This window comes from Reyranella sp. (assembly GCF_050185545.1).
In the GTDB taxonomy this organism is placed as follows: Bacteria; Pseudomonadota; Alphaproteobacteria; order Reyranellales; family Reyranellaceae; genus Reyranella.
The window spans coordinates 2360-9221 of record NZ_JBFWZI010000239.1 but is presented as its reverse complement, the minus strand read 5'-3'; the positions used below and the strand labels follow the sequence as shown (position 1 = coordinate 9221).

At 69.3% G+C, this 6862-nt stretch carries 7 protein-coding genes; 6 read left to right on the top strand and 1 reads right to left on the bottom strand.

Annotated features, from left to right (window positions below):
• The first annotated feature begins 273 nt into the window (after nucleotides 1–273).
• The 6 genes from AB7O82_RS34380 (at nucleotide 274) to murJ (ending at nucleotide 5789) form a co-directional block, all read left to right on the top strand.
• Nucleotides 274–1203, top strand: a complete 930-nt coding sequence (locus AB7O82_RS34380) for a tetratricopeptide repeat protein (RefSeq protein ID WP_428555711.1) — start codon at nucleotides 274–276, stop codon at nucleotides 1201–1203.
• Nucleotides 1204–1905, top strand: a complete 702-nt coding sequence (locus tag AB7O82_RS34375; protein WP_428555708.1) for an LON peptidase substrate-binding domain-containing protein — start codon at nucleotides 1204–1206, stop codon at nucleotides 1903–1905. It begins immediately after the preceding gene.
• 35 nt (nucleotides 1906–1940) lie between these two features.
• Nucleotides 1941–2159, top strand: coding sequence for a Trm112 family protein (locus AB7O82_RS34370; RefSeq protein WP_428621451.1), 219 nt, complete (start codon nucleotides 1941–1943; stop codon nucleotides 2157–2159).
• The gene (locus tag AB7O82_RS34365; RefSeq protein ID WP_428555702.1) at nucleotides 2156–2584 is read left to right on the top strand and encodes a gamma-butyrobetaine hydroxylase-like domain-containing protein; all 429 of its coding nucleotides are present in this window, start codon (nucleotides 2156–2158) and stop codon (nucleotides 2582–2584) included. Before AB7O82_RS34370 ends, AB7O82_RS34365 begins: the two co-directional genes overlap by 4 nt.
• 298 nt (nucleotides 2585–2882) lie before the next feature.
• On the top strand, nucleotides 2883–4133 hold the full coding sequence (locus AB7O82_RS34360; protein ID WP_428555699.1) for a flavin-dependent oxidoreductase: 1251 nt from the start codon (nucleotides 2883–2885) through the stop codon (nucleotides 4131–4133).
• 57 nt (nucleotides 4134–4190) lie between these two features.
• Nucleotides 4191–5789, top strand: a complete 1599-nt coding sequence (murJ, locus tag AB7O82_RS34355) for a murein biosynthesis integral membrane protein MurJ (protein ID WP_428621449.1) — start codon at nucleotides 4191–4193, stop codon at nucleotides 5787–5789.
• On the opposite strand, the gene AB7O82_RS34350 is transcribed toward murJ, so the two are convergent.
• A complete protein-coding gene (locus AB7O82_RS34350) occupies nucleotides 5758–6699 on the bottom strand; it encodes a succinylglutamate desuccinylase (RefSeq protein ID WP_428621447.1) in 942 nt (313 codons plus the stop codon). The two genes, murJ and AB7O82_RS34350, sit on opposite strands and share 32 nt — an antisense overlap.
• Between the last annotated feature and the right edge of the window lie 163 nt (nucleotides 6700–6862).

Below are 6862 nucleotides of genomic sequence, written 5' to 3'. Positions count from 1 at the left end.
AAATCCCTCCCGCGTAATCGGGGGAGGCGCCCCGTTATACGGGGCGGAGGGGGAATTGCCGCAGTGGAGATCTCTTTGAGTCCGACGTCGGAATCGGAGAAATCTCGACCGGGCTCTCCCCCTCCGACCCTCCGGGCCGCCTCCCTCGTATGACGGGGGAGGAGGATGAGGGACGCGCGCCGCCTCCCGGCCCCCTTTGCTCCGCCCCCTTGCGCCTCGGGGGGCCGGAGGCCACATTGCGGGCAACGTCATTTTCCCCCCGTTCGAGGATCCATGGAACCGATGCTGAAGGGCGCCGCGCCGCAGGCTGCCCCCGCCGATCTCATCAAGGACAGCGATCAGACCAAGTTCGCCAAGGACGTGCTCGAAGCCTCGCGCACCGTGCCGGTGATCGTCGATTTCTGGGCCCCCTGGTGCGGTCCCTGCAAGCAGCTCCAGCCGGCCATCGAGAAGGTCGTCAAGGCAGCCAAGGGCGCGGTCAAGCTGGTCAAGATCAACATCGACCAGAACCAGATGCTGGCCCAGCAGCTGCGCATCCAGTCGATCCCGGCGGTCTACGCCTTCTTCGGCGGCCGGCCGGTCGACGGCTTCATGGGCGCAGTGCCGGAGAGCCAGGTCAAGCAGTTCGTCGACCGCCTGGTGCAGGCGACCGGCGGCGCGGCGGGCGAAGGCGGCGACGAGATCGCCGAGCTGCTCGAGCATGCCAAGGCGGCGGTGGCGCAGAACGATTTCGACCTGGCGGTGCGCATCTACAGCGAGATCCTGGGCGTCGAGCCGACCAATGTCGTCGCCCTTGCCGGCATGGCGCGCTACCACGTGCAGGCGGGCGACCTCGAGCAGGCGCGCGCGCTGCTGGGCCAGGTCGAGAGCAAGGACAGGACCAACGCCGAGATCGTCGCCGTGCGGGCCTCGATCGACCTCGCCGAGAAGGCCAAGGAAGCGGGCCCGATCGGCGACCTGCAGGCCAAGGCGGCGGCCGACCCCAAGGACTTCCAGGCGCGGCTCGACCTCGCGCTGGCCTATTGGGCCGGCGAGAAGCGCAAGGAGGCGATCGACGAACTGCTCGCCATGATCAAGGCCGATCGCAAGTGGAACGAGGAGGCCGCCCGCCAGCAGCTTCTGAAATTCTTCGAAGCGCTGGGCTTCGCCGATCCCCTCGCCGTCGACGGCCGCAAGCGGCTCTCGACCATCCTCTTTTCCTGAGTGTCGCGCCGCAGCCCCTTCGAGCCGAGCTTCGAGCAGCTGCCCGAGGCGCTGCCGATCTTCCCGCTGTCGGGCGTGCTGCTGCTGCCCGGCGGGCGGCTGCCGCTCAACATCTTCGAGCCGCGCTACCTCGCCATGGTGTTCGACGCCCTGGCCGGCCATCGCATGATCGGCATGGTTCAGCCCATGCAACCCGGCGGCTTTGCCGGCGATGGCCTGCCGACCGGTGACGGCCGCCCGCCGGTCCACAAGATCGGCTGCGCGGGGCGCATCGTGAGCTTCAGCGAGACCGAGGACGGCCGCCTGCTGCTGGCGCTGGCCGGCGTCTGCCGCTTCGAGACCAGCCGCGAGCTCGAGCCGGCGCAGGGCGGCTACCGCCGCGTCTCGGCGCTGTTCTCGCCCTATCGCGCCGATTTCGACCACGCCGACGAGCTCGTCGAGCTCGATCGCGAGCGACTGATGGCGGCGCTCGCCGCCTTCTTCCGCGGCCGCAACCTGTCGACCGATTGGGATGCGGTGAAGAAGGCGGCCGATTCGAATCTGGTGACCTCGCTGTCGATGGTCCTGCCGTTCGGCCCGGCCGAGAAGCAGGCGCTGCTCGAGGCGGCCGACACGTCGGCGCGGGCCAAGCTCCTGATCGCGCTGCTCGAGATGAGCGCGTTCGGACCGTCGTCGGAGACGCCCCCGCAGCGGGCCAACTGACGGTCCGGAGCCCGGCATGGTATGATGATTGCATCATGATAGAGCAGCCGGACCAGCCCGCCCCGCCGCGTCGCGCCGGAGTGGATCCCAAGCTCCTGGAGATCCTGGTGTGCCCGGTCTCGCACGGCCCGCTGGAATACGACGCCGCGGCCGGCGAGCTGATCAGCCGCAAGGCCGGCCTCGCCTATCCGATCCGCGACGGCATCCCGATCATGCTGGCAAGCGAGGCGCGCCAGATCAGGGATGCGCCATGAGCGCCGAACCCAAGCTCCCGAACAGGTTCCCGAAATCGGCACCTGCCGAGGGCGGCTACGACGCGGAGACGGCGCCGTGGCCGATCGAGCTGCGCCTGCTCAGCCAGGAAGCGAAGCTCGAGGTCGAGTTCTCCGACGCCCGGACCTTCGCCCTGCCGGCCGAGTACCTGCGCGTCGAGAGCCCGTCGGCCGAGGTGCAGGGCCACGGGCCCAGCCAAAAGAAGATCGTCGCCGGCAAGCGCCGCGTGACCATCTCGAGCATCGAGGCGGTCGGTCACTATGCTGTGCGTCTCATCTTCGACGACGGCCACGACAGCGGCATCTTCAGCTGGTCGTACCTGCGCGAGCTCGGCGAGGAGCAGGCCGAGCGCTGGGCCGCCTACGAGGCCAACCTCCAGGCGCGCGGCCTGAGCCGCGACCCGTGAGGCGCCAGGATAGTCGCGTATGGACGCGCTCTTCTTTCTCCTCCCCAGCTTCGCTGGGGAGGTGTCCGCGTTTTCGCGGACGGAGGTGTCATGCGCCGGGAGCGCGCCACTCTGTGGCGCTCATGTTTCGTGCAACAAAGAAAGAGCGCCACGGAGTGGCGCGCTCCCGGCCATGTCCCATGACCCCTCTCTCGCCATAAGACGGCGACACTTCCCCAGCAAAGCTGAAGCGAAGCCGGGGAGGAGATGATCTTTTCACCAACGCGAATGCGCTGCTGATCCATGAGACCCTGACGCCATGAAAATCATCATCGCCGGCGCCGGCATCGGCGGGCTCACGGCCGCAATGTGCCTGAAGCGTGCGGGCTTCGATGTCTCCGTCTACGAGGCGGTGAGCGAGCTGCGCCCTCTCGGCGTCGGCATCAACATCCAGGCCGGCGCCGTGCGCATCCTGTCGAGCCTCGGCCTCGAGCCCGAGCTGGCGGCGACGGGAATCGAGACGCGCGAGCTGCGCTACGCCAACCGGCATGGCCAGACGATCTGGGCCGATCCGCGCGGCCGCTTCGCCGGCCTGCCGTGGCCGCAATTCTCGATCCATCGCGGCGAGCTGCAGATGATCCTGCTGCACGGCGCCGAGCGCATGCTGGGCCGGGACGCCATCCGCTTCGGCCGGCGCATCGCCGGCTTCGAGCAGAAGGGCGCAAGCGTCGTCGCCCGCTTCGTCGATCGCGACGGGATGGCCACCGAGACGGTCGAGGCCGACGTGCTGGTCGGCGCCGACGGCATCCATTCGGCGGTGCGCGCCCGGTTCCATCCAGACGAAGGGCCGCCCAAGTGGCAAAGCATCCTGATGTGGCGCGGCGTCACCGTCGGCAAGCCGTTCCTCGGCGGCAACACCATGGTGCAGGCGGGCCACCACACCCAGAAATTCGTCTGCTACCCGATCAGCCGCACCCATGCCGAGCGCGGCGAGGCCTTGATCAACTGGATCTGCGATCTCCACATGGGCGACGGCGCCATGCTGCCGCGCGAGGACTGGAACCGTCCCGGCAAGCTGGCCGATTTCCTGCCGCGCTTCGAAGGCTGGAAGTTCGACTGGCTCGACGTGCCGGCGGTGATCCGCGGCGCGCACGCGATCTTCGAGTTTCCCATGGTCGACCGCGATCCGCTGCCGGCCTGGTCGCACGGCCGTGTCACCCTGCTGGGCGACGCTGCCCATCCGATGTACCCGATCGGCTCGAACGGCGCCTCGCAGGCGATCCTCGACGGCGAGGCGATCACCCAGGAACTCAGCCTCGGCAGCGATCCGGAGGCGGCCCTGAAGCGCTACGAGCAGCGCCGCCTGCCGCCGACCGCTCGCATCGTCGACAGCAACCGGCGCAAAGGCATCGACGTCATGCTGGACATCGTCGAGCAGCGCGCGCCCCAGGGATTCACCTCGCTCGACGCCGTGCTGCCGCCCGGTGAGCTCGAGCAGATCGTCGCCGACTACAAGCGCCTCGCCAGCCAGGACCGCGAGACGCTGCTCAAGCTGGCGGCGCAGACGTGAGGACGCTCCACAATCCCCTTCCTCCCCAGCTCTGCTGGGGAGGAAAGCTGAACGAGCATGACCCTCGGCCGCGCCATCGCCACCGTCGGCGGGTTCACGCTGCTGAGTCGCATCGTGGGCTTCCTGCGCGATGTCGTACTGTCGGCGATGCTCGGCTCGGGCGCGGTCGCCGATGCCTTCATCGTCGCCTTCAAGCTGCCGAACTTCTTCCGCCGCCTGTTCGCCGAGGGCGCGTTCTCGGCGGCCTTCGTGCCCCTGTTCGCGCGCGAGCTGCAGGCGCACGGCCGCGAGGAGGCCGTCGACTTTGCCCGCCAGGCGCACGCGGCGCTGCTGCTGGTGCTGCTGCCGTTCACGGCGCTGCTGATCCTGTTCATGCCCGCCGTGGTGGCGGCGCTGGCGCCCGGCATGCGCGAGGAGCCCGCGACCTTCGCGCTCGCCGTCGAGTTCGGCCGCATCGCCTTCCCCTATCTGCTGTTCATCTCGCTGACCTCGCTCTATGGCGGCGTGCTGAACAGCATCGACCGCTTCGCCCATGTCGCGGCGACGCCCATTCTGCTCAACCTGGCGCTGATCGGCGCGGTCCTCGGGCTCACGCCGTTCCTGCCCAACAGCGGCTATGCCGCGGCGATCGGCGTCGCCGTCGCGGGCCTGCTGCAATGGCTGTGGCTGCTGCTCGCCTGCGCGCGCGACGGCGTCACCTTCTCCCTGGTGCGGCCGCGCTGGACCGAGCGCGTGGCGCGACTGGTAAGACTCGCCACGCCGGTCGCGATCGGCGGCGGCGTCCAGCAGATCAGCAGCATGCTCGACGTGGTGTGGGCCTCGCTGCTGCCGGTCGGCACCATCTCGGCGCTCTACTACGCCGATCGTCTGGCGCAACTGCCGCTGGGCGTGGTCGGCATCGCCATCGGCACTGCCCTGCTGCCCCTGCTGGCCCGCCAGCTGCGTGCCGGCGAGCGGCAGGCGGCGATGGCCAACCAGAATCGCGCCCTCGAGGTCGGGCTGCTGCTCGGCTTGCCGGCGGCGGCGGCGCTGTGGTTGCTCGCCGATCCGCTGACCCGCGTGCTGTTCCAGCGCGGCCAGTTCGGACCGGAGGACACCTGGCGCACTGCCGGCGCGCTCGCCGCCTTCGCCGTCGGCCTGCCCGCCTTCGTGCTGGTCAAGGCCCTGACGCCGGGCTTCTTCGCCCGCGAGGACACCAGGACGCCGCTTTACGTCGCGACCACCGCGATCGTCGTGAACGTCATTCTCAACGTCGTGTTCCTCTATGGCACGACGCTCGCCCATGTCGGCATCGCGCTGGCCTCCTCCCTGTCGGGCTGGCTGAACGCCCTCCTGCTCGCCGCGGTGCTGCGCCGGCGCCGCCAATGGGTACCCGATCCGAGGCTGCTGTCGCGGACGTTTCGCGTGATCGTCGCGACCATCGCCATGGGCGGCGCGCTCTGGCTCGGCACGGGCGTGTTGGCGACGACCCTGGCGCGCACCGATCTCGCCGGCGTCAGCGCGCTGCTCGGCCTGTGCGCGCTGGGGGCTGCCGTCTATGGTGGGGTGGGCGCCCTGATCGGCATCATCCGGCTGTCGGAGCTCAGGTCCCTGATCCGGCGGCCTCGCGGTGCCAGGCCCGATGTCAAACCAGCCGACCCAGGCGGACCACCGTGACGCCCGCCCGGAGCGGCCGGTTGGACGACGGCATCACCAGCACGCAATTGTCGTAGGGCGTCGTCACCGGTTCGCCGTCATCGTGACCGAGCACGGTGCCGGCCTTCGCGATCACTTCCTGGCCGGCGAACGGCCGCACCGACTGGTAGTTGCCGCGCCTGGTCGATATCGCGTGCGTCACCTCGACGACGCGTTGCGCCGCCGGCGCGGGCTGGCGCCAGCCCGCCGGCAGGTCGGCCGCATCGACCACGCCGCTTTCGGCAAGAAAGCGCGCGGTTACGTCCTTGGCGACCGTCACCGACGAAGCGCGCCAGTGCTGGCCGGTCTCGATCAGTAGCGCATTCTTGGGACTGTTGGGATCGCCGAAGCCGCCATAGTCGCGCATGCGCATGCCGGCGGCGTGGCCGGCATCGCGCACGATGTCGACCGGCGCGCCGACCCGGCGGGCGAGCGCGACGCCCTTGTCGAGCGGGCCGGAGAGCATCAGCGGCACGCAATCGTCGTGCATCGAGTGCAGGTCGAGCAGCAGGTCGGCACGCTCGACGAACGGCTTCACCACCAGCGCACGCTTCATCTCGGCGGTCGTCGGCGGCTGGTCGAGGCGGCCCCACACGCGGTTGAAATCCTCGTCGACCATGCGCGACTTGAAGGGCGACCTGGCATCGAAACCGTGATAGGCGTCGATGTTGTTGAAGGCGAGGATGAGCGTGCCCCGGCGCGGCGCCAGCCCGGCCGCCAGCAGCGCATCGACCACCACCGCACCCGACACCTCGTTGCCGTGCGTCAGCGCCGTCACCATCACCGTCGGCCCGGGCTTTCCGCTTTCCCTGACGTGGATGTACGGCGCCGCGCCCGTCTCCCAGCGCCGCAGGTTTGGAAAGTCGAATTCGATCGGCGGATTGTCGGACATGGCGGGACCACGGCAAGCTGGGACAACGGCCGCTACGCTACTATGGCCGTGCGAGACTTCCTATTGCTCGCTCGTTCGTTCTGAGAAGCGAACGGCATAGCCGACCCGCAACATCATCGCTGCGCGATCTTCTTCGGGCGCCCGCCCTTGCGCCCATTCTCCC

What these genes read in the sequence shown, in the direction of transcription:
- AB7O82_RS34370 (WP_428621451.1), top strand. Translation starts at nt 1,941, where the DNA reads ATGATAGAGCAGCCGGACCAGCCCGCCCCGCCGCGTCGCGCCGGAGTG.
- AB7O82_RS34360 (WP_428555699.1), top strand. Translation starts at nt 2,883, where the DNA reads ATGAAAATCATCATCGCCGGCGCCGGCATCGGCGGGCTCACGGCCGCA.
- AB7O82_RS34380 (WP_428555711.1), top strand. Translation starts at nt 274, where the DNA reads ATGGAACCGATGCTGAAGGGCGCCGCGCCGCAGGCTGCCCCCGCCGAT.
- AB7O82_RS34365 (WP_428555702.1), top strand. Translation starts at nt 2,156, where the DNA reads ATGAGCGCCGAACCCAAGCTCCCGAACAGGTTCCCGAAATCGGCACCT.
- murJ (WP_428621449.1), top strand. Translation starts at nt 4,191, where the DNA reads ATGACCCTCGGCCGCGCCATCGCCACCGTCGGCGGGTTCACGCTGCTG.
- AB7O82_RS34350 (WP_428621447.1), bottom strand. Translation starts at nt 6,699, where the DNA reads ATGTCCGACAATCCGCCGATCGAATTCGACTTTCCAAACCTGCGGCGC.